Here is a 23,780-nt window from a genome sequence, read left to right as displayed (position 1 = left end):
GTCTGTGCCATATCTTTTATTTTTATTTCTTTTTCTTTTACAGGAACAACCAGTTTTGGAGCATTTTCCGTCCGTCTGGGGTGAGCACACTCTCGGGGTGGAACTGTATGCCTCGTATGTTTAGTGTCTTGTGACGTAGTGCCATAATCTGTCCCTCGTCGCTCTCAGCGGTCACTTCCAGACAGTCGGGCAGTCCATCCTTGGCCACCACCCACGAATGGTAGCGGCCCATCGTGATGCGCTTGGGCAGTCCGCTGAAAATCTCGTCGTTGCCAAATTGGGTGCCTTCGGTGGCTACACCATGGTACACATCGGAGAGGTTTTCCAGACGTGCACCGAACACCTCACCAATGGCCTGATGGCCGAGGCAGACGCCGAGAATGGGCTTCTTGCCAGCATAAGTGCGGATGACATTGAGTAGCAGGCCTGCCTCGGATGGGATACCAGGACCTGGCGAGAGGATAATCTTACTATAGGCCATAAGGTCGGAGAGCTCGAACTGGTCGTTGCGTACAACGGTCACCTCGGCTCCCAGTTCCTTGACCAGATGACTCAGATTATAGGTGAATGAGTCGTAGTTGTCTATAATTACTATCTTCATATTGGTTCGTTTTTTCTCTCACAGATTATATTAATCGCAATCTTTTGCCTTTTGTTTTTTAAAGGTTTTCTGCTTTAATAATCGCATTCCTTAATGCTCCTAGTTTATTGTTAACCTCTTGTAGCTCGTATTCTTCGTTGCTTTTGGCCACGATGCCACCGCCAGCTTGGAACCATAGTTCTCCGTTGCGTGATACGAACGTGCGGATGGTGATGGCTTGGTTCAGAGAACCATCCAATCCGATGTATCCGATGCAGCCACCATAGGCACCACGGTTGTGTGGCTCGTATTCTGAGATAAGTTGCATAGCGCGCACCTTAGGTGCGCCAGAGAGCGTGCCGGCAGGGAAGGTGTCGATGAAAGCTTTGATAGGATCGGCGCCCTTGTCGAGTTCACCGCTGACACGACTCACGAGATGAATAACATGAGAGTAGTACTGCAGATCCTTGTAAAAGTCAACCTTTACGTCGTGGCAGTTTCTTGAGAGGTCGTTGCGGGCCAGGTCGACTAGCATGACGTGTTCGGCATTTTCCTTTGGGTCGTTACGCAGAAACTCAGCTCCTTGACGGTCGGCCTCTGCGTCACCTGTACGCTTCGTTGTACCAGCGATGGGGTCGATGTAGGCTTTGTACATTGAACATTGATCATTGCTCATTGAACATTTCTCGATGCGACAGTGGGTCTCGGGCGAAGAGCCGAAGATGCGGAAGCCGCCAAAGTCGAAATAGAATAAATAAGGTGAAGGGTTAATACTGCGCAGAGCTCGGTAGAGCTTGAAATCGTCGCCCTCGTACCTTTGAATGAATCGTCGTGAGAGTACAATTTGGAAAACATCGCCTCGTAGACAATGTTTGATGCCCTTGCGGATATTGGCCTTGTGCTCTTCGTCGGTTAGTGGCGAGGTGGTCTCACCTATGGGGTGGAATTCATAGGCTTGTACGTTGGTCTTGTTCATTTGTTTGTAAATGGTGTCGAGTTCCTGCTCATCGCCCAACGTGACGATAGTAAGCTGGTTGTTGAAGTGATCGAACACGATGATATCCTTGTAGAGAATATATAGCATGTCGGGGGCATCGTTCTTCTGCTGGGTCTCGTCTTTTACGGCGATGTTCTCAAAATAGCGTACGGCATTGAATGAAGTGTAGCCATAGAGCCCGCAGATGTTGGCATGATCTCCCTCTACGTGGATGGTGTCAATGAGTGCGTGGATGGCTTTGTCAGAGCGGTATTCTGCATCTACGTGGTGTTGCTCGGTATGTCCGTCGGGGAAGGTGATGGTCGACTCTCCATGACCGATGGCGACACTAGCTATCGGGTTGATGCCGATAAACGAGCGGGAGTTGTTGGAGTCGTGGTAGTCGGAGCTCTCCATCAGGGCACTCTGGGGGTAGATGTCGCGGAGTCGCATATACACACCTACTGGGGTATAGAGATCCGCAAGGATGGTCTTCGATGTTGTGGTATAATGAAAAGTACTCATAGTCGTCTTTTTTCTTAGTATCTCAGTTTCTTCTGTTGAATGATTCTTTATTCATTAGAAATTGCCGTATTCTTTCGCCATAGCCTTGTTGCTGAGGTAGGTCTGTACATCCTTGTCGCCACGCCCGCTGACAGTAAGCACGACCAGATCGTCGGGCTTGAAAGTCAGTTTCTTCAGGGCTGCGATGGCGTGTGCACTTTCGATGGCAGGTATGATACCCTCCATGCGAGTCAGTTCATAGCCACCGTAGACAGCCTCGTCGTCGTTGATGCTGAGCACTTTCGTACGGCCTTTCTTCGCCATGTTACAATGCATGGGACCAACGCCGGGGTAGTCGAGGCCGGCCGAGATTGTAAAGGCCTCCTGTATTTGACCATCCTCATCCTGCATGACAAGCATCTTCGCACCATGCAGGATACCTGTTACCCCCTTGTGGATGGTAGCAGCCGTGTGGTCTGTCTGCCAACCGTGTCCGCCCGCCTCTGCTAGTACAATCTTCACACGCTCGTCGTCGACATAGTGGTAAATTGTGCCAGCGGCATTACTGCCGCCACCGATGCAGGCGATGAGATAGTCGGGATAGTCACGACCTTCTTTCTCTTCCAACTGCCATTTGATCTCTTCGGAGATGACGCTCTGCATCTGTGCCACAAGGTCGGGGTATGGGTGTGGTCCCATAGTCGAACCCACGATATAAAAGGTATCGGCAGGATGACAACACCAGTCGCGGATGGCAGCGCTACAAGCATCAGAGAGTGTCATGTTACCAGTGCGGACGGGATGAACCTCGGCTCCCAGCATCTTCATGCGTTCCACATTTGTGTGTTGCCGTTCCACGTCTGTCGCGCCCATGAACACTTCGCACTTCATATTCATCAGCGCACAGACGGTTGCTGTGGCTACACCGTGCTGTCCAGCACCTGTCTCTGCGATAATACGCGTCTTCCCCATCTTTTTAGCCAATAATATCTGTCCGATGGTGTTGTTGATCTTGTGCGCACCAGTATGGTTCAGGTCTTCACGCTTCAGATAGAGTTTACAGCCATATTTCTCACTCATTCGCTTGGCATAGTAGAGTGGTGAGGGACGCCCCACATAGTCTTTTAACAGGGCGTGGTACTCTTTCTTGAACTCCTCTGACTCGATGATGGGGCGATAGGCCTCCTGTAGGTCGTGTACGCACTTGTAGAGAATCTCTGGCACATAGGCACCACCGAACTCTCCGTAAAACCCTTTCTCATCTACAAGATAATTCTCTTTCATATATTTGGTTGTTTTTGTGATTGACATTAAAAAAGCTCGCCGCTGTCGCGACGAGCCCTTTGTATCTGTGGTTGAATAACATATACGGCTATCAGCCTCGCGACGTTTTTGATCTCGAGCTCTGCCACCACCAATAGTTATTCATCATTTTCATTTCAGAATTTCTTTTTTCTGGCTGCAAAGGTATATATATTTCTGTTTCTGTGCAAACTTTTCTGCGTTTTTTTTAATAAAATGAAAGAAATAGCTTAATTTTGCCGACAAATTCTTAGTTGACGATGACTTTAAAAGATTTTTTGGTACAGGGTGACCGTTTCGCAGCGGACAACGGCTGTATATTAAAAGAGGTTCGTGAAGGGTATGCTTGTGCGGAACTCATCGTGACATCACATCATCTGAACGCAGGAGGTGTTTGTCAGGGGGGAGCATATTTTACATTGGCTGATATTGCACTTGCCGCTGTTATGAACAGTCGGGGCGCGATGACCTTCGGTATAGAGAATCATATCGTGTTCCTGAAAAGTGCCAAGGAGGGTGATACGCTCATTGCTGAGGCCACGGAGATCTTCAACCATCATAAGATTCCCTATGTTGAGGTACGCGTCACAAACCAAAACGGTGATCTCTGTTGCGTACTTACGGGATTAGCCTACAGAAAAGCCGTCGACTTGAATGTCGACGGCCTGAAGTAATATCGGAATGTCCAGATGATTCCTATTGGATTTCCCAACCAATGGCGGAAGCACCAAGCACAGCAGCGCTGGCACCGTCTAGGCCACTCACGAGGAACTGTGCCTTGTTCTTAAATATCTTCAGCACATGCTCGTTATATGCCTCCCGGATAGGTTTCATGATGAGTTCACCTGCCTTCACCATACCTCCAAAGAAGATGAAAGCCTCTGGTGATGAGAAAGCAGCGAAATCGGCACAGGCCTCACCAAGCATATGACCCGTGAAGTCATAGATTTCCTTGGCCAGTTCGTCGCCCTTGCCAGCAGCAATACTTACATCGAGAGAGGTAATCTTCTCTGGATCAAGTTCGCGGAGTAGACTGGGGCGCTCTGTCTTCGATAATAACTCACGAGCCGTGCGAGCCACACCTGTAGCGGAGCAGTAGCATTCCAGACAACCCTTACGGCCACAGCCACACATGCGACCTTCCTCGCCGCGTACCATCGTTACATGCCCCAACTCACCAGCAAAGCCGTCGTGACCATAGAGCAGTTGGCCGTTGACCACAATACCTGATCCTACACCTGTTCCGAGGGTAATCACGATAAAGTTCTTCATGCCACGAGCCACACCGTATACCATCTCGCCGATGGCGGCAGCATTTGCGTCATTGGTCAATGCTACAGGGATTCCATTCAATCGTTCGCTGAACATCTTGGCCAAGGGCACTACACCGTCGTGAGCCCAAGGTAGGTTGGGGGCGAACTCGATAGTACCGTTATAGAAATTGCCATTAGGAGCGCCGATACCCATCGCCTTAATCTTCTCGATGCCGCCAACCTGGTCTATAATCACCTGCAGCACATCTACGCAGGCGTCAACATATTCTTCCACCTTCTCGTAGCTGCCCGTCTTGATGGCTGTGGTCGCCTTGATATCTCCACGCGCGTCTACAATACCGAATACAGAGTTTGTGCCTCCCAGGTCTAAGCCGATGACATACGGCTTCATAACAGTTTGATCATTCATATGTATTTTAAGTTTTATTGTTTATTGATTGTCTCTTCACGATTTCTATCGCAAAGTTACGTAAAATCTGTCAAACTCTGTGATATTTTACGGAAATTAACCATGAAATTTGTTTTTTCGGGCATTTCTTTGTATCTTTGCACTCGTTATGCCGTTTCATGTACCAATTAACATATTGGACTTTATTTTCAAGGGGATGATGATTGGCGTGATTGCCTCTGCCCCGATGGGTCCTGTAGGTATCCTTTGCGTACAGCGTACGCTGAATAAAGGACGCTGGTTTGGTCTTGCCACTGGGGTGGGAGCCGCAGCCAGTGATATCATCTATGCCGCCTTCGCAGGATTCGGCATGTCGTTTGTCATGGATCTGATCAATAACGATCAGAATCGTTTCTACCTACAGATCGTGGGAAGTGTGATGCTACTCTGCTTCGGTATCTATACCTATCGCACTGATCCGACGCGGAAGATGCACCAGTCGGGACAACAGAAGGGTACGCTCTGGTATAATACATGGACTGCCTTCCTCGTCACGTTCTCTAATCCACTGATTATCTTCCTCTTTTTGGCGATGTATGCACAGTTTGCGTTTGTGCTGCCGAATCATCCGTTCGAGATGCTCGTGGGGTTTGCCAGTATCGTGTGTGGTGCCCTCCTTTGGTGGTGGGGCCTGACGTGGTTGGTAGATAAGATTCGTACTAAGTTTGATACCAATGGCATCAAGATCATCAACCAAGTTATTGGCGTGGCTGTGATTATCGGAAGTGTTATCATGCTGCTTGGTACGACCACGAATCTTGTGAGATTCTTTTAAGAAATAATAAAGTAAAAAAGAAAAAAGTGTTTATTGCACAGGAACTGAGGAAAAAGAATATTGCCGAATATCTGTTGTATATGTGGCAGATTGAGGATACGATACGTGCATTTGACTGTTCATTGCGCAGGGTTCGTGATGAGTATGTGGCTCGTTTCGACTATAGTGACGAGCAGAAGGAGGAGGAGACCGACTGGTTTGGAAACTTAATTAGGATGATGAATCAGGAAGGTTGCCGTGAGAAAGGTCATCTGCAGATCAACAAGGTGACAATGCAGATGCTGACAGACTTGCATAACCAACTGCTACAGTCGACGAAGTTTCCATTTTATAATACTGCATATTATAAGGTCCTACCGTTTATTGTCGAGTTGCGCAATCGCGGGGCCGACAAGGAGGAAAATGAAATAGAGACCTGTCTAAATTCATTATACGGTGTGATGATGCTACGTCTGCAGAAGAAGGATATCTCGCCCGACACACTACATGCAGTGAAGGAAATATCGACATTCGTGGGCATGCTCTCTGACTATTACAAGAAGGACAAAGAGGAAGGACTGAAGTTCGAATAGACATGAAGATACTGGTGACGGGCTGTAAAGGCCAACTGGGAAACGAAATGCAGCTGCTGGAGGAAAAGAACCCCCAGCACCTCTATTTTAATACGGATGTTGAAGATCTCGATATTACAGACGAGGTGGCAATTGAACGTTATGTTGACGAGCATGAGATAGATGGTATCGTTAACTGTGCTGCCTATACTGCTGTCGATAAGGCCGAGGAGAATCCTTCCATTTGTCGTATGTTGAATGCGACCGCTCCAGGTTTTTTGGCTGCAGCGGTGGAGCGACGCGGTGGATGGATGATACAGATATCTACCGATTATGTGTTTGATGGCACAGGTCATCAGCCTTATGTGGAGACTGATCCGACATGTCCTGACAGCATCTATGGCACCACGAAGTTGGAAGGAGAGCAAACCGTGATGGCAACATGCCATCGAACGATGATTATCCGTACGGCGTGGCTCTATTCCGCTTTTGGCAATAACTTTGTAAAGACGATGATTCGTTTGGGCAAGGAGCGACAGGAGTTGGGCGTGATCTTCGATCAGGTCGGGACACCGACCTATGCGCGCGACCTGGCGGTGGCTATCTTTGCTGTTATCAATCAAGGAGTTGTGCCTGGCATCTATCACTTCTCGAATGAGGGCGTGATTTCCTGGTATGACTTCGCGAAGGCGATACATCGTATAGCTGGCATTACTGACTGTGAGGTCCGGCCGTTGCATACAGTCGATTATCCCACACCAGCCAGACGACCGCATTACTCTGTGCTTGACAAGACGAAGATCAAAGAGACCTATGGCATCAGCATTCCTTATTGGGAAGAATCACTTGCTGACTGCATGAAAGATATAACGAGAGAATTATGAATCAAGTTCCGAGCTTGCTCGTCTGAACATATATAAAAAGAAAAAATGCGTGAAGAAATAGGAAGAAGAAGGACATTTGCGATTATCTCGCACCCTGATGCAGGTAAGACAACGCTGACGGAGAAATTCCTGCTGTTTGGTGGACAAATACAAGTGGCTGGAGCTGTCAAGAACAACAAAATCAAGAAGACGGCTACTAGCGACTGGATGGATATTGAAAAACAGCGTGGCATCTCGGTTTCAACCTCTGTGATGGAGTTCGATTATACCCCTCAGGGCTCGGATATCGAATATAAGGTGAATATTCTCGACACTCCTGGACACCAGGACTTCGCGGAGGATACCTTCCGCACGCTGACTGCCGTTGACTCGGCTATCATAGTGGTCGACGGTGCCAAGGGTGTGGAGACGCAGACTCGAAAGTTGATGACAGTCTGTCGTATGCGTAAGACTCCTGTCATCATCTTTATCAATAAGATGGACCGTGAGGGACGTGACCCCTTTGATTTACTTGATGAGCTGGAGCAAGAGCTGGAGATTAAAGTGCGACCGTTGAGTTGGCCGATTAATCAAGGCGCAAAGTTCAAAGGTGTGTATAATATCTACGAAGAGAAACTCGATCTCTTCACACCTGATAAGCAACGTGTGACTGACAAGGTTGAGGTGGATATCAACAGTGTGGAGTTGGACGAACGGGTAGGTGAGGAGAATGCAGCCAAACTGCGTGAGGACTTGGAACTGGTAGAGGGGGTATACCCCACATTCGATGTGGAGTCATATCGTGAGGCGGAGGTTGCCCCTGTATTCTTTGGATCGGCATTGAACAACTTCGGTGTGCAGGAACTGCTGAACTGCTTCGTGGAAATTGCACCGAGTCCACGGCCAACAAAGGCCGAGGAACGTAATGTGCAGCCTGAGGAACCGAAATTTACTGGCTTTATTTTCAAGATTACCGCGAATATTGACCCGAACCATCGCTCGTGTATCGCTTTCTGTAAGGTCTGTAGCGGACAGTTCCGCCGCAACCAGCCTTATCTACATGTGAGACAGGGTAAGACGATGCGTTTCACCTCGCCTACGCAGTTTATGGCGCAGCGTAAATCGACAGTCGATGAGGCTTGGCCTGGAGATATCGTAGGACTCCCAGATACTGGTGGAATATTTAAGATCGGTGACACACTGACGGAGGGAGAACAGTTACATTTCCGCGGTCTGCCCTCTTTCTCTCCGGAACTGTTCAAGTATATCGAGAACGACGATCCGATGAAAGCCAAGCAGCTTCAGAAGGGTATTGACCAGTTGATGGACGAGGGTGTAGCACAGTTGTTCGTCAACCAGTTCAGTAATCGAAAGATCATCGGAACGGTAGGACAATTGCAGTTCGAGGTTATCCAGTACCGACTAGAGAATGAGTATAATGCCAAGTGTCGTTGGGAACCTGTGCACCTGTATAAGGCTTGCTGGATCGAGAGCGACGACGAGGCGGAACTGGAGAATTTCAAGAAACGGAAGTACCAGTATATGGCTAAGGACAAGGAAGGACGTGATGTGTTCCTTGCTGACTCTGGATATGTGCTTTCTATGGCACAGGAGGACTTTAAAAATATTAAGTTCCATTTCACAAGTGAATTCTAATGAAGATAGAAGAAGATATCAAAAAAGCAGTAGAGACGATGCGTAAGGGTGGAGTGATACTCTATCCGACAGACACAGTCTGGGGCATTGGTTGTGATGCGACGAATGCAGAAGCTGTCAAGCGGGTCTATGAGATCAAACAGCGTGACGATTCGAAGGCTCTGATCTGTCTGGTAGACAGCGATGCTCGTATGCAGCGCTATTTCAGACATGTACCTGATGTAGCGTGGCAGTTGATCGACAGTCTGAAGGATGATACTCCAATGGCAAAGAACGCTTCTCCGTCGACGAAGCCAACGACACTGGTGCTCGATGGAGCTATTAATCTGGCTGAGAACCTGATTGCGGATGATGGTAGCGTGGGTATCCGCATCACTAACGAGCCATTCTCAAAGGAACTCTGCTATCGTTTTCAAAAGGCTATCGTGTCGACCTCGGCAAACATCAGTGGGGAACCTGCTGCCCAGAACTACTGTGATATCGATCCTCATATTCTGGAGGCTGTCGACTATGTGTGCTGGAGTCGTAGACAGGAGCATAAGCCTCATACACCATCGTGTATCATCAGACTGCGTGAGAACGGTGAGGTTACAGTCATAAGGAAGTAATAGAACGTGGATGCAACGATAAGTGACAGAAGACCCAAGTGGCTTCAACGACTGCATGAGTGGCGTGTGGAGCATGTCAGTGAGAAGATGTTTATGATCATCCTCGCACTGGTTGTGGGTTTCTTTGCTGCCGTTGCCGCTTTCTCCTTGCATTGGATTATCAACCAGATAGTGCTCTTGCTGACGAGCTCGTTCGAGAAGTCGCATGCCAACTGGCTCTATCTGGTCTACCCCGTGGTGGGTATCTATCTCACATCACTCTTCGTGAGGTATATTGTTAAGGATAATATTTCACATGGAATCACGAGAATACTCTATGCCATATCGACCAACAAGTCGCGACTGAAGTCACATAATTGTTGGTCGTCGGTGATTGCTTCGGCCATCACCATCGGCTTTGGCGGTTCTGTTGGAGCAGAGGCCCCGATTGTACTGACGGGTTCGGCCATCGGGTCAAATCTTGGACAGTTGTTCCATCTTGATCGTAAGATGTTGATGACCTTGGTGGGATGTGGTGCGGCTGGTGCTATCGCAGGTATTTTCAAAGCGCCTATAGCGGGATTAGTTTTCACGCTTGAGGTGCTGATGATTGATATGACGATGTCGGCTTTGTTGCCAATCCTCGTCTCATGTGTGACAGCCACATGTTTTACCTACATCTTCAGTGGTGATGCATCTCTGTTCACCTTCCATCTCGACAACGAATGGTCCATACAACGTGCTCCTGCGTATATTCTGTTGGGCATCGCCTGTGGAATTGTATCACTCTACTTTATTCGGATGATGGGAGCCTGCGAGGATGTGTATGCTCGATTCAAGGACCATCCGCATATCAAACTGGCCATCGGCGGAACGATGCTGAGTCTGTTAATTTTCCTATTCCCTGCTCTGTATGGTGAGGGTTATAGTAGCATTAATCTGTTGTTAAATGGACAGACTGAGGCCGATTGGGATAGAATACTGAACAACTCACTCTTTTCTGGACAGGGATCGTTGCTGATTCCTTACATTGCATTGGTACTTCTGACGAAGGTGTTTGCCACCTCGGCTACGAATGGTGGTGGTGGCTGTGGTGGTACGTTTGCCCCCAGTCTTTTTATAGGTTGTTTTACTGGTTTCCTATTCTCCCGCCTGTGGAACATGCAACAGATTGGCGTTTATATTCCGGAGAAGAATTTCTCACTATTGGGTATGGCTGGCGTGATGTCGGGTGTGATGCATGCACCCTTGACGGGTATCTTCCTGATAGCGGAACTTACAGGTGGTTATAGTATGTTTATGCCGCTGATGATCGTCAGTGTGTGTGCTTATCTGACCATTATTATTTTTGAGCCTCACAGCATCTATGGCTCGCGTTTGGCCAAACAGGGAAAGTTGCTCACTCATCATACCGACCATGCAGTACTGACGCTGATGAACCTTGACAGTGTTATTGAACGCGATTATCTGGCTGTCAGTCCTGATATGGAATTGGGACAGATTGTGCATAAGATCAGTCGCAGCCATTCCACTGTACTTCCCGTGATTGATGGGGCGGGGACACTTCTGGGCGAGATTGATATCATGAAGATTCGCAATGTTGTGTTCCGTATAGAATTGTATCATCATTTCACGGCCTCCCAGTTGATGAGAGACCCTAAGGCTACCTTGAGCGATGATGCTCCGATGGTCGATGTAATGCGCATCTTCGATCGGACAGGAGCCAATTGGTTACCTGTCTTCGATGCACAGGCTCACCTGAAGGGTTATGTCTCGCGGCAGCGTATCTATACGATGTACAGGAAGATGGTGGCCGATATGAGTGAGGATTGATAAAGGGAAATAGAATGGAGAAGAAGAATTTACGAATAGTGTTTATGGGAACACCAGAGTTTGCGGTGGAGACACTGAAGGCTCTGGTGGAGAACGATTATCATGTGGTGGCAGTTGTGACTCAGCCCGACAAACCTGTTGGTAGGCATGGTAGCGTTTTACAACCATCCGCTGTGAAGCAGTATGCCGTGGAGCATGGAATACCAGTGTTACAACCAGTGAAGATGAAGGATCCTGCATTCGTGGAAACTCTCCGCAGTTTTCATGCCAACCTTCAGGTGGTCGTAGCCTTCCGTATGCTACCTGAGGTGGTATGGGATATGCCGGAGTATGGCACTTTCAATGTGCATGCTGCGTTGTTACCCCAGTATCGAGGGGCGGCGCCTATCAACTGGGCTGTCATCAATGGTGAGACCCAGACAGGTGTCACAACCTTTTTCCTCGATAAAAATATAGACACTGGTCGTGTGATTATGCAGAAGCCTTTCGATATTCCTGATACTGCAGATGTCGAATATGTCTATGATGGACTGATGCACCTTGGTGCGGAGATATGTCTGGATACCTTGGAACGACTCTTGGTTGCCGACGGTCATCTCGAGAGTATACCACAGGAGCAGTTGATCACTGCAGGTCAGGTGCTTCGGCATGCTCCAAAGATCTTCAAGGAAACCTGTGATATCGACTGGAATTTGCCCGCCAAGCAGATCTATGACTTTATACGTGGACTTTGTCCTGTACCATCAGCATGGACCACGTTATGCGATAGCACTGGCAGGCAGACTACGCTGAAAGTTTTCAAGGCAATGGTTTCGGATATCGTCCGTCCTGTTGATCCAGGAACTGTTGTTGTTGAAGGAAAGAAACTCTATATTGCAGCCAGGACAGGAAAACTCTTGCGCATTGACGAACTTCAGTTAGCAGGCAAGAAGAGGATGACGGCTATGGACTTCCTGAATGGCAACAAAAACATTACCGAAGCCCGCTGTATCCATACTAGTTCTGAGACTGAGACTGTATAATAGAACTTTCCCGTTTGATCTGTGACATAAAAAAAGAGAAATATATAATAAAGTAGGTGGTGTGTGCGTTTGTAGGATAGAGAACATCATATAAAGTGATTGCCTATGAAGCATTTTACTCCCGATGACGCGCTGTTGAACTTCGGAGGAAACCTGAAGCCTAGGGAACAGACGCTTATGCTAATCCGACAGGTTGCATACACCTATCGTAAGAACATTAAACAGGCATGTAGCCTAAACTGAGAAAATGGCATTAGTATCACCTTCATTACTCGCTGCCGACTTCCTGCATCTCGACCGCGACATCGACATGATTAACAGGAGTGAGGCCGATTGGCTTCACCTTGACGTGATGGACGGCTCGTTCGTCCCAAACATCTCCTTCGGTTTTCCTGTGCTGGAAGCTGTTGCCAAGGTTTGTAAGAAACCGCTTGATGTACATTACATGATTGAACGCCCAGAACGCTATATCAGTCAGACTGCTAAGTTGGGGGCAATGATGATGAATGTTCACTATGAGGCATCCACCCATATCCATCGTACGATACAGGAGATTCATGATGCTGGTATGAAGGCTGGCGTGACCCTAAACCCTTCGACACCTGTATGTGTGCTCGAGGACATTATCGGTGATGTGGATATGGTGCTGCTGATGAGTGTCAATCCGGGGTTTGGCGGACAAAAGTTTATCGAGAATACTATCGATAAGGTGAAACGCTTGCGTCAGATGATTACCGAGCAGCAGTGCCAGACGCTGATTGAGGTCGATGGTGGTGTACAGGGCGAGACTGCTCCCCGGCTGGTTGCAGCGGGTGTTGATGTGCTCGTCAGCGGTAGCTATGTCTTTAAGGCTCAGAATCCTGAGCAGATTATTCATGATCTAAAGGCTTTTAGACGTTAGCCTTTGCTTTTGCGATTTACCATTGGTTTTATTCCAGCGTTAGATTCATACCATACTGGTGACTGAGCTTGCGAAGGTTCATCAGTGCATAGCGCATGCGACCTAACGAGGTGTTGATGCTGACATGGGTCTGCTCGGCGATTTCTTTGAAAGACATCTCTTGGAAAAAGCGCATGAAGACCACTTCGCGTTGTGGCTCCGGAAGTGCTTTCATCAGTCGGCGAACATCACTTAGTACCTGAGCATTGCTTATTTGTCCCTCTCGGTTTCCTTCCAGTATTGAACTGCTATTTAGGTTGCTAAGGTCGTTCTCTTTATTCAGATCCACGACCTTACGCCCCTTCTGGGCTCGATAATGGTCGATAATCACGTTGTGTGCTATCCGCGTGACCCACCAGATGAATTTTCCCGACTCGGCATATCTTCCGCCCTGCATCTTTGTAATCACCTTCAGAAAGGTCTCCTGAAAGAGTTCATTGGCCAAATCCTCGTCTTTCACCACATACATGATGTAGTTGAAAACCTTGTCTTGGCTTCTGGAAAGCAACTCGTCGAACGCACTATTATTACCATCGATATAAGCTAATGCCAACTCTTCGTCGGACATCCTTTTTGTTGTACTCATACGAAATCATTTTGTATTGAGTAGAGTTGTTTCGATAGGCAATAATATTTTGTATAAATGGTGTTTAATGGCAGCAAAAGTATGCATTTTTGTCGAAACAGCCAAGAAAAAACAAAAAAAAGTTGTTATTTTACTCACTTATTATTACCTTTGTGACATAAATAACCCAACAAACATATGATAAAGCTTTTTGTTCCAGGTCGCTTGTGCCTGTTTGGAGAACACACAGACTGGGCAGGACATTATCGTACGATGAATGCCGACATCAAGCCAGGTGCTGCTATTGTGACAGGTATAGAACAGGGTATCTGTGCTGAGGTGGAGAAATCGAGTATCTTTGAGATGTACAGCACTGCAGGAGAGATTGATGACGTATGGCAGGACTTCTCATGCCGAATGGACGAAGGGGAGTTGAAGCGCATCGCCAAGTCGGGTTCCTTCTTCTGCTATTGTGCTGGGGTCGCCTCTTATATGCTGGAATGGTATAAGGTGGGGGGCGTGCGCATCCGTATCACCTCAATGACTCTTCCCATGAAGAGTGGGCTGTCTAGTTCTGCGGCCATCTGTGTGCTCGTCGCTCGCGCCTTCAATCTTTTATATAATCTCAACCTGAACACGTTGGGTGAGATGAATATCGCTTATTTAGGTGAACTCCGTACCAGTAGTCGTTGTGGTCGTCTCGATCAAGCCTGTGCCTTCGGTGTGAAACCCAACCTGATGACTTTCGATGGAGACGAGATTGAGGTGCGCTCATTGAATGTTAAGAAACACCTCTATTGGGTGTTCGCTGATCTCTGTGCCGAGAAGGATACAATCAGGATTCTGTCGGACTTAAACAAAGCCTACCCATTTCCGAGTAACGAGGCGGAAAAGGCAGAGCATGAGGCTCTCGGGTCTCGTAACTTGGAGATTGTCAATCGGGCTGTCAATTATATGGCAGAAGGCAAGGCCGAAGAACTCGGACGACTGATGACCGAGGCAGAGGCTTTGTTCGATGCCCAAGTTGCTCCGATGTCAGTTGCTCTTTGGTCACCAAAACTCCATGCTGTGTTGAACGATCCTGTTATTACACCGATGGTGTGGGGTGGCAAGGGTGTTGGTTCACATGGCGATGGGTCGGTGCAGTTCCTGGCTCGTAGCGAAGAAGACCAGTTGCGGTTGGCCGACTATCTGAACAAACAAGGGATGAAGGCTTATACGCTGACCCTTAAACCTGTACATACCGTGCGTCGTGCCATCATTCCAGTAGCAGGTTTTGGTACTCGCCTCTATCCTGCTACACGTGCCCTGAAGAAAGACTTTTTCCCGATACCATGTCCTGATGGTATGGTGCGTCCGGTGATTCTGATCTTATTAGAGGAGCTGGTGCAGAGCGGCATTGAAGAAATCTGTCTGGTACTGGGCTCCGAGGAAGAACGCAGACAATATGCCGACTTCTTTGAACATCCCTTGTCCGATGATCATCTCCAGAAGCTCAATCCCGAGGCTCAGGAGTACGAGAATCGCATTCTTGATATAGGCAAACGCCTCCGTTATGTGTACCAGCGAGAGAAGCGTGGCTTCGGTCATGCCGTCTATCAGGCCGCACAGTTTGCTGGCAACGAGCCTGTGCTGTTGCTGTTGGGAGACACCCTCTATCGTAGCGACAGCAATAAACCTTGTGCCTTGCAGATGGTCGAGGAGTATGAACGCTACAACTCGCTTTTGGTCAGTATCCACACGGTTCCTTTGTCGGAGGTCAGCCACTATGGTATCCTGCACGGAGTATGGGAAGACAAGGAACGTACAGCCCTGAGTGTCGATGTCATCAATGAGAAACCGAAGCCAAGCTATGCCGAGGAATTTTTGGGTGTTCGCAATAATAATGGTGAGAAAGAATATTACAGTGTGTTTGGACAATACATCCTCACTCCGGAGGTGTTTGAGCAGTTGCATTTGGATATTATGAAGGCTGAGATGGACAAGGATTATTCCCGTGAAATCGAACTTACATCGGCTCTCGAAGCAGTGCGCCAGCATAGTGGGATGATGGGCGTTCGCTTGAAGGGACGTATGTATGATATGGGTAATCCTGCAGCACTTGTCCGTGCTGTCACGGAGTTCTCCAAATAAAGATAAAGGCTCATCAATTGGTGAGCCTTTATCTTATCTACTTGATCAGATTCAGGAGATATCTGCCATATTCGTTCTTGGTCATCGGCTGGGCTGTCGCCCGAAGTTGTTCTTCTGTGATCCATCCCGACTTGTAAGCAATCTCCTCTAAACATGCGACCTTTAGTCCTTGGCGCTTCTCGATGACCTCGATGAAAGTCGATGCTTCCGAGAGTGAGTCGTGTGTGCCAGTGTCGAGCCAGGCAAAGCCTCGCTGTAGTGTCTGTACCTTCAGTATCTTCTGTTCCAAATAGGCCTGATTCACTGTTGTGATCTCCAGTTCGCCGCGAGCACTTGGCTTAATGTGCTTGGCTATCTCAACGACACTGTTCGGATAGAAATAGAGTCCTACCACAGCGTAATTCGACTTCGGATGCTCAGGCTTCTCCTCGATGCTAAGACAGTTCCCCTCGTCATCAAACTCAGCCACACCATATCGCTCGGGATCGTTCACATAGTAACCGAAAACAGTCGCCAGTCCTTTCTGCTCGGTTTGTCGCACACTCTCACGAAGGAGTCCTGTAAAACCGGAACCATAGAATATATTATCACCTAGCACCAGACAGACACTGTCGCTGCCAATGAAGTCCTCACCGATGATGAATGCCTGTGCCAGTCCGTCTGGCGAGGGCTGTTCAGCATATTCGAAGTGCACTCCAATCTCATGGCCATCACCTAGCAGACGCTTGAACCCTGGCAGGTCGTATGGGGTGGAGATGATGAGGATCTCACGGATACCAGCCAACATCAGAACCGAGATGGGGTAGTAGATCATCGGCTTGTCGAAGATAGGAATCAGTTGCTTACTGATTCCTTTTGTGATGGGATAGAGGCGTGTACCGGAACCCCCAGCTAATACGATTCCTTTCATGTGTAAAGATGTTTATGGCGCAAAGGTAATAAAAAATAGGAATCAAGAGATAAGAATTAAGAAAAAAGTTGTACCTTTGCAAGTGTATTTAATATCTAATAGAGATTATATGGGACTTTTTAATAAATTATTCGGAAAGAAAGATGAACAGAAGGCCGGTGGCATGGAAGACTTCATGACCCTGATTCGCGTGTACTTCCAGGCTGCTATGGCTGCTGATCTCGGCATTACGAACATGGCTGCGCTGCCAGACCTGCGTGTGTTCAAGACCACGTTGAAGGTACCTACAGTGAACAATAAGCTTGGCGTGGGCGAACGGAGTCGTTGTAAGAACATGCTGAAGACCATGTATGGCATGGAAGATGAGTTTTTCAAGGAGATCGACCAGAGCCTGCGCAAACACTGCAAGAAAATTCAGGATGCACAGACATACTTGTTGCAGTTCCAGGGTTTTACGCAAGATATCATGATGCTTACCGGTAACTTGATGAAATTCAAACTCCGTTTGCCGGGCTTCATGAAGAAGGCTCTTTACAGTATGACAGAGAAGACCGTCAATGATATCTTTAACAAGAATAACTTCTCGGACGCTGGTGTTCTCAAGGCTGTGGTCGCTGTTCGCGAGTACAACCGCCGATTGGGTTTTTCGCAGAAGTGGGTCACTGATTTTGTCTATAAAGTGGTGATGTTGGCAAAGAAAGAGCCAAAACCATCGACCACTGAGCAATAAAGAGTGGAAAACGGAGTGAAAAGTTAAAAAAAGGAAAATATTGTATACTTTTCTCTTTTCACTTTTTACTTTTCACATTTTCTTCATAACTTTGTATTGCAAATAGTTACGTGATGAGCCAAAATGAGAACACTTTGACAACGTTCGAGACGCGCGTGCGACAAATGATCCTCCGTTTTCAAGAATTGAGAAAGGAGAATGAAGAATTGCATACGCTCATCGGTAAAAACGAACAGGACATCCAGGAACTGCGTGCCAAGTTGACTCAGGCGGACAATGACTATAACTCACTGAAGATGGCCAAGATGATGGAAATCACCGATGGCGATTTGGAGCACGCAAAGGCGCGACTAGCTAAGTTGATCCGTGATGTGAATAAGTGCATTGCAATCCTCAGTGACGAACAGTAAAGGCGTAAGCAATGGCAGAAGTAAACAATGAGAAATTAAATATCCGGCTGCATGTCTACGATGAAGAGATTCAGGTAGCAATCAAGCGTTCCGATGAGGAACTCTATAGAAAGGCAGCTAAGCTCATTACTGACCGATATAATGCCTATGCACAGGCATATAATGGTCGGAAGGGTGAACATACGATCGCGTTGATGACGCTGATTGATATCGCCTTGATGTATGAGCGGGAGCACGGAAAGAATGATACAGCTCCTTATGACGGTATTCTCGAAAAGTTGACTTCTGAGATTGAGGAAGCGCTGAAAGACAAGTAGTGGGTGAGCCTACCTTGGAGAAGAGAATATCGTATTAACAATATATTTTATATGGACCTAATTATTACATTATTGATTGCTGCCGGCGCTCTTGTTTTAGGAGGAGTCGGTGGATATCTGGTTTTCCGTTATGTCATTAAGGGAAAATACAATGAGATGATTGACGCTGCTGAGAAAGAGGCGACGGTTATCAAAGAAAAGAAACTACTCGAAGTGAAAGAGAAGTTCCTGAACAAGAAAAGCGAATTGGAGAAGGAAGTGCAGCAGCGCAACCAGCATATCCAGCAGAGTGAGAACAAACTGAAGCAGCGCGAGATTTCACTGAACCAGCGTCAGGAAGAACTGGGTCGCCGCAAGGGTGAGCTCGACAACCAGCAGGTTCGCATCGACAACGAGAAGAAACTGTTGGCTGTGAAAGCCGAGGAGCTGGAGAAGATGCAGCTCAAGGAGCGTGAGAAGCTCGAGGAGGTTTCAGGTCTGAGTGCAGAGGAAGCCAAAAACCGTCTGGTTGAGGCCATGAAGGATGAGGCTAAGACTGCTGCTGCCAGCTATATTAATGAGATTATGGACGAGGCTAAACTCAATGCCAATCAGCAGGCCAAGAAGATTGTAATTCAGACTATCCAGCGTGTGGCAACTGAGACAGCCATTGAGAACTCCGTCAGCGTGTTCCATATTGACAACGACGAGGTGAAGGGTCGTATCATTGGTCGTGAAGGAAGAAATATCCGTGCTCTCGAAGCTGCCGCTGGTGTTGAGATCGTAGTAGATGATACTCCCGAGGCTATTGTCATTTCAGGCTTCGATCCTGTTCGCCGTGAGGTTTGTCGTTTGGCTTTGCATCAGCTGGTCAGCGACGGACGTATCCACCCCGCACGTATTGAGGAGGTGGTCGCCAAGGTAAAGAAACAGCTTGATAACGAGATTATCGAGACAGGTAAGCGCACAGCCATCGACCTTGGAATCCATGGCTTGCATCCTGAACTCATCCGCATCATCGGTAAGATGAAATACCGCTCTTCTTATGGTCAGAACCTCTTGCAGCATGCCCGCGAGACAGCTAATCTCTGTGCTGTGATGGCCTCAGAGTTGGGCTTGAATCCGAAGAAGGCTAAGCGTGCAGGACTGTTGCACGATATCGGTAAAGTGCCCGATGAGGAGAGCGAGTTGCCTCATGCTATCTATGGTGCTAAGATTGCAGAGAAGTTTAAGGAGAAACCCGATATTTGCAATGCCATTGGCGCTCACCATGATGAGATGGAGATGCAGACCCTGCTGGCTCCGATTGTTCAGGTGTGCGATGCTATCTCAGGTGCTCGTCCAGGTGCCCGTCGTGAGATTGTAGAAGCATATATCAAGCGACTCAATGATCTCGAGGCAATCGCCATGAGCTATCCTGGCGTGACGAAGACCTACGCCATTCAGGCTGGTCGTGAGCTCCGCGTTATTGTTGGTGCCGACAAGATGAACGATGCCGAGTCGGAGGCTCTCAGCGCCGATATCGCAACGAAGATACAAAACGAGATGACCTATCCTGGACAGGTAAAGATTACGGTGATTCGTGAGACGCGTTCGGTGGCTTATGCGAAATAAAAGGACTCATCCTATATAATTTTAAAAGCGGAATCTGCAGTGATTCCGCTTTTTTTGTTTCTTTACCTTATAATGATTAATAACAACTTGTGATACAGTCTATTTTATGCCTACCCAAAACTGATGATTTTGATATCTAGCTCTTGTGTCACTGATTTTTTCTGTTTAACTTTGCGGCCGATTTAATCAACCCAGTTAGTTAATTATCTAATTTATTTTGAGATGAGAAAGATTGTTTTAATGATGTTTGCCAGCATGCTCGTGGGGAGTATGATGGCTGGTAATGTGAATTTCAAGGTGACCAACATGCATTGTGGCAACTGTGCTAAGCGTGTTGAGAAAACACTGAAGGCCAACGAGGCTGTCAGTGAGGTCAAGGTCAATTTGGAGAAGAAGGTTGTTACAGTCGCTTTTGATGAGCAGAAAACGACAACAGATGATTTGCTAAATGCATTGACCGATGCCAAATTCCAAGCTGAAGTTGCTAAAGGTGGTTGTAATCATCACGCTAACAATGCTCAGCAGGAAGGTAAGGGCGGTTGCGGTCATCATGGTGGCGAGGCTCAACAAGGAGGAAAAGGTGGTTGTGGGCATCACGACAAGAAGGCTGAAGGCGACCAATAACTCTTTCCTTTATTCACAAATCAAGGCACCATCCTATTACAAGCTACGCCAATAGAACGCAATAGTGATGGTGCCTACTTAATTGATATAAGCATGGCAAAAGTAAATGTTTTTGCTGAGGTAATAAACTGTTTACCTCAGAAATCATCGCTATTTTTGATATTATTAACGACGCTTTTCTTTTTTTGTCCTAATCTGATGGCTAGGACAATCGTCGGCACTATTGTTGAGAGTAGTGAGAAACCATTGGTGGGAGCAACCGTTATGGTGATTAATTCCAAGAATGGCACGGTGACAGATATTGCTGGAAACTTCCATCTGAATCTGGAAAATCAGAATACTCCAGTAATATTAGTTATTAGGTATCTGGGTTATAAGACCCGTGAGATACGAATCTCTAATACTGCGGTGAAGGATCTGGGAATGATTGTGTTGGAGGAAGAAGGCTATTCGCTCAACGATGTGATGGTGATAGGATACGGACAGCAGTCGCGTAAGAAACTGACAGGCGCTGTTTCGAAAGTGAGGGGCGAGGAGGTCGCAACTTCCACCCAGGATGCCCCGATTCTTGGTCTCCAAGGTAAGGTCGCCGGTGTGTATGTGGAGCAAGCTTCTGGTGTTCCTGGAGGTGGTAATTCAGATTTTCATATCCGAGGTCAGAACACGTTATCAGGCGTAAAGAAACCGTTATATGTCATCGATGGAGTGCCCTTTAACTCCTATCCGAAAGATAATTCTGTGGTAGCTTATACCGGTACAGGTGTACTGGGTACTCCCGATGAGCTGGCTTTGCTGAATCCAGATGATATCGAGAGTATCGATATCCTGAAAGATGCTGATGCGACTGCCATCTATGGCACGCGTGGTTCCAACGGTGTGGTACTGATTACAACGAAGAAAGGTAAGGAAGGTCGCGTGAAAGTAAGCCTTAACATGAGCACCACCGCCCAGTTTGTCTGCAAGCGTCTCGACTTTCTCAGTACAGAGGAACTTCTGGATTTGCGTCGTAAGGCATTCGAGGCCGACAAGGCCAAGGGTTATGTGACAGATGCCGATTTGACACCAGCAAAGTTTCCTGATCTGACACTCTGGGACCAGCATGCCGATTACGACTGGCAGGAAATCCTGATGGGGGATACAGCTTGGGGCACGGATATTCAACTGAAAGTGTCAGGTGGAAATAAGAATACAACATTCCTCGTCAGTGGCGCCTATTATAACTCGGGTACAGTTGGAATTGGTGATGATGACTATACGCGTTGGACAGGACGCTCGAACATCCAGCATCACAGTGAAGATCGGCGTTTCACTCTCGATACAGACTTCTCTGTTACGAAACTGGCGATGAAAGCTGATGCTTCTGGAAATGGTTTCTCATATCTGAATACGATACCCAATACACCACCTTATGATGAAAACGGTGAGCCATATTGGTTACCTGACAATTCTAATTTCTCTTCACCGCTCTCAATGCTTAATTACGATGGAAGAAACGATGTCACCTCAATGAATGCCAGTTTTAATAGTAGCTACCGTTTCTGGAATCAGTTGACTGCCAAGGTGTCACTGGGCTATAGCTATAATTCGGGCAGTCAACACAACCTGTATGAGCGTACGTATTATCATCCGACGAAGAATAATCAGTATAATCAAGCACGATACTTTGACCAGAATAGCAGTACGTTTATCATAGAGCCGCAACTGACATACGGATGTAATATCATAAAGGGTAAGGCCGACTTCTTAATAGGGGCTACCTATCAGCGTTCTGATACGCATGTGCTGTTTTTCTATGGTCAGAAGTATCCTGGTGATATCTTTCTAAAGGATGCAAATTCTGCTTCCCTGATCAATATGCACAAGAATCCAGCGACACAGACAAAAAGTGCTTCACTGTTCGGTCGTATCACTTACGACTATAAGGACCGCTATCTGTTTAATGGCACTTTCCGCCGCGATGGAAGCTCTCGTTTCGGCGTCAATCATCGCTATGGCAATTTCTACTCTGTCGGTCTTGCCTGGCTATTCAGCAACGAGGCAATTATCAAGAACAAACTCAATTGGTTTAGCTATGGAAAACTGCGAGTATCGCAGGGGAGGACGGGTAACGACGGTATCGGCGACTATCAATACATGACCAAGTATAAATCCAGTCAGTATCCTTATGAGGGTAATGTGGGAATTAAGCCTGAAAATCTGGCCAACAAAAACTTGCGATGGGAGACTACCGATAAGTTTGATGTAGGTTTAGAACTTGGATTCTTCGATGATCGTTTCTTGCTGACTGTTAATTATTACAAGAATACGAGTAAAGATCTGCTCACGCGTGAATATCTTCCTACGCAGACAGGCTTTACTTACTTCATGTCAAACCTTAATGCGGAGATCGTGAATAAAGGATGGGAGTTTGAACTGAACACCCAGAACATCAAAACAAAGAACCTCCGATGGACCACCCAGTTGACGCTGACCATCCCTCGTAATCGACTCGCTAAATTTGAGAATTTAGAGAACTCTGGCTATTATAATACCTATGCTATCGGCCAATCCGTTAATGTCATTCGTGGTTATAAGTATCTCGGTGTGAACAACCAGAACGGAATGCCAGAGGTGGAGGACGTGAATCATGATGGTAAGATTACCAGTGCTGATGACTATCAGAATTTGGGCGATAAAGATCCGCGTTATTATGCAGGATTGAACAATACCCTGCAGTGGAATGGTTTTACGTTGGATGTCAACTTCTACTATCGTAACAAACCGCTCCAGACAGGATACCTTTGGCGCTTCTATTATCCGATAGGTATGGGATATAATGTGACTCATGAGATGGCAGAGAACTACTGGACCACACCAGGTGTAGATGCGAAATACCCAGGACTGACCACCAGTAGTGCCAGCGATATCTACAATGCCTATTACCGTTACCTTTCCTATAGCGATGCGGCCTATAGTAATGCCAGTTATCTGCGTCTGCAGAATGTGCGATTATCCTACGACTTCCCCCAAAAAGCGATTCGCTCACTGGGCATGAGTGCGCTGCAGTTCTATGTGCAGGGGAAGAACCTATTGACCATCACCGATTACGATGCATACGATCCTGAAACGGGTGATGCATCTATGCCGGCAGTCCAGTCGGTCGTATTCGGTCTGAATGTCACTTTCTAATCCAATAAAACAGAAAACG

At 47.3% G+C, this 23,780-nt stretch carries 23 protein-coding genes; 17 read left to right on the top strand and 6 right to left on the bottom strand.

What is annotated here, in order from left to right; translation table 11 throughout:
* Positions 1-37: 37 nt before the first annotated feature.
* From BMY63_RS03190 to trpB, 3 genes are read right to left on the bottom strand one after another with little or no spacing between them, the layout of a single operon-like run.
* On the bottom strand, positions 38-601 hold the full coding sequence (locus BMY63_RS03190) for an anthranilate synthase component II (protein WP_091899714.1): 564 nt from the start codon (positions 599-601) through the stop codon (positions 38-40).
* Between the two features lie 58 nt (positions 602-659).
* Positions 660-2,081: an anthranilate synthase component I family protein gene (locus tag BMY63_RS03185; RefSeq protein ID WP_091899713.1), complete on the bottom strand. Its 1,422-nt coding sequence runs from the start codon at positions 2,079-2,081 to the stop codon at positions 660-662.
* A 54-nt stretch (positions 2,082-2,135) separates the two neighbouring features.
* Complete coding sequence (trpB, locus tag BMY63_RS03180; protein ID WP_091899712.1) at positions 2,136-3,344, bottom strand: tryptophan synthase subunit beta; 1,209 nt, start codon at positions 3,342-3,344, stop codon at positions 2,136-2,138.
* 278 nt (positions 3,345-3,622) lie between these two features.
* Here trpB and BMY63_RS03175 point away from each other — a divergent pair, with 278 nt between their 5' ends.
* Entirely contained in the window at positions 3,623-4,036 is a 414-nt protein-coding gene (locus BMY63_RS03175) for a PaaI family thioesterase (protein ID WP_091899711.1), read from the top strand.
* Positions 4,037-4,058: 22 nt separating this feature from the next.
* Here the strand turns inward: BMY63_RS03175 and BMY63_RS03170 are convergent, their stop codons facing one another.
* Entirely contained in the window at positions 4,059-5,045 is a 987-nt protein-coding gene (locus tag BMY63_RS03170; RefSeq protein WP_091899710.1) for an ROK family protein, read from the bottom strand.
* A gap of 148 nt (positions 5,046-5,193) precedes the next feature.
* On the opposite strand from BMY63_RS03170, the gene BMY63_RS03165 reads away from it, so the two are divergent.
* The 9 genes from BMY63_RS03165 to rpe all read left to right on the top strand — a co-directional run bounded on the left by BMY63_RS03165 (position 5,194) and on the right by rpe (position 13,272).
* The gene (locus tag BMY63_RS03165; protein ID WP_091914651.1) at positions 5,194-5,859 is read left to right on the top strand and encodes a LysE family translocator; all 666 of its coding nucleotides are present in this window, start codon (positions 5,194-5,196) and stop codon (positions 5,857-5,859) included.
* 26 nt (positions 5,860-5,885) lie between these two features.
* Positions 5,886-6,431 (top strand): DUF4924 family protein, encoded by a 546-nt coding sequence (locus BMY63_RS03160; RefSeq protein WP_091914650.1) that lies wholly within the window; start codon positions 5,886-5,888, stop codon positions 6,429-6,431.
* 2 nt (positions 6,432-6,433) lie between these two features.
* Entirely contained in the window at positions 6,434-7,294 is an 861-nt protein-coding gene (rfbD, locus tag BMY63_RS03155; protein ID WP_091914648.1) for a dTDP-4-dehydrorhamnose reductase, read from the top strand.
* A 45-nt stretch (positions 7,295-7,339) separates the two neighbouring features.
* Complete coding sequence (locus BMY63_RS03150) at positions 7,340-8,929, top strand: peptide chain release factor 3 (protein WP_091899706.1); 1,590 nt, start codon at positions 7,340-7,342, stop codon at positions 8,927-8,929.
* Complete coding sequence (locus BMY63_RS03145) at positions 8,929-9,537, top strand: L-threonylcarbamoyladenylate synthase (protein ID WP_091899705.1); 609 nt, start codon at positions 8,929-8,931, stop codon at positions 9,535-9,537. Before BMY63_RS03150 ends, BMY63_RS03145 begins: the two co-directional genes overlap by 1 nt.
* 6 nt (positions 9,538-9,543) lie before the next feature.
* Positions 9,544-11,349, top strand: a complete 1,806-nt coding sequence (locus tag BMY63_RS03140) for a chloride channel protein (RefSeq protein WP_176771021.1) — start codon at positions 9,544-9,546, stop codon at positions 11,347-11,349.
* A 14-nt stretch (positions 11,350-11,363) separates the two neighbouring features.
* Positions 11,364-12,371 carry a methionyl-tRNA formyltransferase gene (gene fmt, locus BMY63_RS03135; RefSeq protein ID WP_091914646.1) on the top strand — a complete coding sequence of 336 codons (1,008 nt, stop codon included), beginning with the start codon at positions 11,364-11,366 and terminating at the stop codon, positions 12,369-12,371.
* Positions 12,372-12,476: 105 nt separating this feature from the next.
* Positions 12,477-12,614: a hypothetical protein gene (locus tag BMY63_RS12280; RefSeq protein ID WP_176771020.1), complete on the top strand. Its 138-nt coding sequence runs from the start codon at positions 12,477-12,479 to the stop codon at positions 12,612-12,614.
* A 4-nt stretch (positions 12,615-12,618) separates the two neighbouring features.
* Positions 12,619-13,272 carry a ribulose-phosphate 3-epimerase gene (rpe, locus tag BMY63_RS03130; protein ID WP_091899702.1) on the top strand — a complete coding sequence of 218 codons (654 nt, stop codon included), beginning with the start codon at positions 12,619-12,621 and terminating at the stop codon, positions 13,270-13,272.
* A gap of 28 nt (positions 13,273-13,300) precedes the next feature.
* Here rpe and BMY63_RS03125 read toward each other — a convergent pair whose 3' ends face one another.
* On the bottom strand, positions 13,301-13,897 hold the full coding sequence (locus BMY63_RS03125; protein WP_255397424.1) for a sigma-70 family RNA polymerase sigma factor: 597 nt from the start codon (positions 13,895-13,897) through the stop codon (positions 13,301-13,303).
* Between the two features lie 177 nt (positions 13,898-14,074).
* Here BMY63_RS03125 and BMY63_RS03120 point away from each other — a divergent pair, with 177 nt between their 5' ends.
* Positions 14,075-16,009 carry a sugar phosphate nucleotidyltransferase gene (locus BMY63_RS03120; protein WP_091899700.1) on the top strand — a complete coding sequence of 645 codons (1,935 nt, stop codon included), beginning with the start codon at positions 14,075-14,077 and terminating at the stop codon, positions 16,007-16,009.
* A gap of 37 nt (positions 16,010-16,046) precedes the next feature.
* Here the strand turns inward: BMY63_RS03120 and rfbA are convergent, their stop codons facing one another.
* Complete coding sequence (gene rfbA, locus BMY63_RS03115; protein WP_091899699.1) at positions 16,047-16,919, bottom strand: glucose-1-phosphate thymidylyltransferase RfbA; 873 nt, start codon at positions 16,917-16,919, stop codon at positions 16,047-16,049.
* A gap of 109 nt (positions 16,920-17,028) precedes the next feature.
* Between rfbA and BMY63_RS03110 the strand changes: the two genes are divergently transcribed.
* The 6 genes from BMY63_RS03110 to BMY63_RS03085 all read left to right on the top strand — a co-directional run bounded on the left by BMY63_RS03110 (position 17,029) and on the right by BMY63_RS03085 (position 23,761).
* A complete protein-coding gene (locus BMY63_RS03110; protein WP_091899698.1) occupies positions 17,029-17,649 on the top strand; it encodes a hypothetical protein in 621 nt (206 codons plus the stop codon).
* 113 nt (positions 17,650-17,762) lie between these two features.
* Complete coding sequence (locus BMY63_RS03105; protein WP_091899697.1) at positions 17,763-18,059, top strand: hypothetical protein; 297 nt, start codon at positions 17,763-17,765, stop codon at positions 18,057-18,059.
* Positions 18,060-18,070: 11 nt separating this feature from the next.
* Positions 18,071-18,376: a cell division protein ZapA gene (locus BMY63_RS03100; protein ID WP_091899696.1), complete on the top strand. Its 306-nt coding sequence runs from the start codon at positions 18,071-18,073 to the stop codon at positions 18,374-18,376.
* A gap of 51 nt (positions 18,377-18,427) precedes the next feature.
* Positions 18,428-19,969, top strand: a complete 1,542-nt coding sequence (rny, locus tag BMY63_RS03095) for a ribonuclease Y (RefSeq protein WP_091899695.1) — start codon at positions 18,428-18,430, stop codon at positions 19,967-19,969.
* Between the two features lie 222 nt (positions 19,970-20,191).
* The gene (locus BMY63_RS03090; RefSeq protein WP_091899694.1) at positions 20,192-20,593 is read left to right on the top strand and encodes a heavy-metal-associated domain-containing protein; all 402 of its coding nucleotides are present in this window, start codon (positions 20,192-20,194) and stop codon (positions 20,591-20,593) included.
* 198 nt (positions 20,594-20,791) lie between these two features.
* On the top strand, positions 20,792-23,761 hold the full coding sequence (locus BMY63_RS03085) for a SusC/RagA family TonB-linked outer membrane protein (protein WP_176771019.1): 2,970 nt from the start codon (positions 20,792-20,794) through the stop codon (positions 23,759-23,761).
* The last annotated feature ends 19 nt before the right edge of the window (positions 23,762-23,780 follow it).

The organism is Prevotella aff. ruminicola Tc2-24 (assembly GCF_900110895.1).
Lineage (GTDB): Bacteria > Bacteroidota > Bacteroidia > Bacteroidales > Bacteroidaceae > Prevotella.
Note: the sequence above shows the minus strand (reverse complement) of the source record. Positions and strands in the feature narration are given on the sequence as shown.